The following is a 2032-nucleotide window of genomic DNA, read 5'->3' as shown; positions in this document are numbered from 1 at the left end:
GGCGAGGATGCGTGCGGCCTCGGGGTCGGCGCGGGCGCGTCGGCGTACCCGGGCGGCGGTCGCGTCGTCGAGCAGGCCGGCCTGCAGATCGGCGAGCAGGGCCGCGGTGAGCGCGGGTTTCTGCGGGTCGGGATCGTGGTCCGCGCCGTCGCCCATCGCTGCCCCCGCCGATCGTCGTCCCCTGCAGACGGTTCGAGGCTAACCGACGGGGTTCAGTCCGCCGCCGTGCCCGCGGTCAGGCCGTCCAGCACGCCGGCGAGCTTGCCGCGGGCCCGTGAACAGCGGCTCTTCACCGTGCCCTCGGGCACGCCCAGCATCCGCGCCGTCTCGGCGATCGAATAACCCTGCATGTCGACCGCCACCACCGCGGCCCGCTGGTCGACGGGCAGCCCCATCAGGGCGTGTTCCACCACGATCGCGGTGTCCACCCGGCCGCTCGGGTCCGCATACCCGAGGAGCTGGTCGTCGAGCTGCTCGTGGGCGTGGACGCGATTGCGGCGCAGCCGGGTGAGGCAGGCGTTGACCACGATGCGGTACAGCCAGCTGCTGACCGTGCAGTCGTAGCGGAACCGGTGCGCGGCGCGGTGCGCGGCCAGCATCGCGTCCTGCAGGGCGTCGGCCGCGTCGTCGGGGTCACGGCTGGTCAGCCGCGCCAGCCGGTACAGCTGGCGGTGGTGGCGGTGGAACAGTTCCTCGAATGCGTAGCGCTCACCCCGGGTGTGCGCGGCGAGCAACTCGTCGTCGGTGCGCAGCCGTCCCGGGCGTTCCCGTCGCTGCCCGCTGTTCCTCACAGCCGAACACTAAGCGCCCCCGGCGGGGGTGCGGCTCACCAGTTTCGAGCGGAGCCGCTGAGCTGCACAGATGCCCGTTGGCCGGATGTGGATCGCGGGTCAGGACGCCGCGTGCAGGGTGATCTCGGCGATGTCGGAGCGGCTTTCGCCGTCGACCTGGCCCAGTTTGGTGATCCACACCAGCACATAGGAGGTGGGTTCGGCGTCCTCGACCTCGATGGTGTTGTTGCCGGGCCGCAGCGCGACCGGCTCGGTCAGTGCCGTGGTGTCGTCCAGCGCCGACGGGGTCGCGCTGGACGCCGAGCGGATCTGCACGGAGGTGCCGGTGCTGTTGAGGTCGATGTCGACCGAGCCCAGTGTGGTCGGCTGGCTCAGCCGCAGGATCAGCCCGAGTCCGTTCTTGAAGTTCGGGAAGGGTTCGGGGTCGCTGTAGGTGTCGGTCGGCCACACCGTGGTGGTGTCGCCGTCGATGGCCAGCCCGGCCAGGTCGGGGGCGTCAGCCTCGCCGCCGGGGGAGAACACCGTGGCCGACACCGGCTCGACGGCCTGGCCCGGGGTGGTGGTGGGGGAGTCGGCCTCCGACGACGTGGTCGGGGAGTTGAGGCCTAGTTCGTCGCCGCCGAGCCCGCCACCGACGTCGCCGAAGATGTTGCTCAGCACCGTGCCCATCAGCACCACCACCAGGATGACGACCGCGGCTCCGATGCTCAGCCCGATGATCAGGCCCTTGCGGCGGCGCGCCTGAGTGTCGGGGTCGGGCTCGGGCTCCCAGGTGTCGTCGGGCCGTTCGGGGGCGGTCTCGACCGGTGCGATGTGATCGGTGCGATCGGCCACCGCGGTGGCCTGCTGGAGCAGGTTGAGCAGCGTGCCGGCACTGCGGATGGCGCCGCCGTCCTGGACCGCCCGAACCGACGCGGCCGAGATCTGGAACGGGATGTCGCGGTCGATGGCCTTGGGTTCGACGGGCTGGCCGGCGGAGTCGCGGTCGGCCGGGGCCACCCCGCTGGGGTCGCCGGTCTCCGGCAGCGGCCAGCGGTTGACCAGCAGTGCGTACAGGGCAGCACCGATGCCGCGGATGTCGTCCTCCGGGGTGGCGTCGGGCAGGGTGGCGGGAAAGGCCAGAGCGACGTCGCCGTCGATGCTGACCCGGATGCGGCTGGGGTGGTCGACGGACAGCGCGACGCCCTGACGGTGGGCGACGTCGGCGGCGGCGGCCAGCGACTGCACGGCCCGGGCCCCGC

2 protein-coding genes and 1 pseudogene are annotated in these 2032 nt (G+C 72.5%); all 3 read right to left on the bottom strand.

Features of this window, described 5'->3' with window-relative positions; all coding sequences use genetic code 11:
- Positions 1–156 (bottom strand): annotated as a pseudogene (locus ACXAID_RS27915) (hypothetical protein); the annotation flags it as partial.
- 56 nt (positions 157–212) lie between these two features.
- A complete protein-coding gene (gene sigM, locus ACXAID_RS27910; protein ID WP_475025407.1) occupies positions 213–791 on the bottom strand; it encodes an RNA polymerase sigma factor SigM in 579 nt (192 codons plus the stop codon).
- A 99-nt stretch (positions 792–890) separates the two neighbouring features.
- Positions 891–2032: protein kinase family protein (locus tag ACXAID_RS27905; RefSeq protein ID WP_475025406.1), on the bottom strand; the 1142-nt coding region annotated here is incomplete at its 5' end.

The organism is Mycobacterium sp. ABE4_509 (assembly GCF_056160785.1).
The sequence above is the reverse complement of the archived record's forward strand: the minus strand, read 5'-3'. Positions and strand labels throughout refer to the sequence as shown.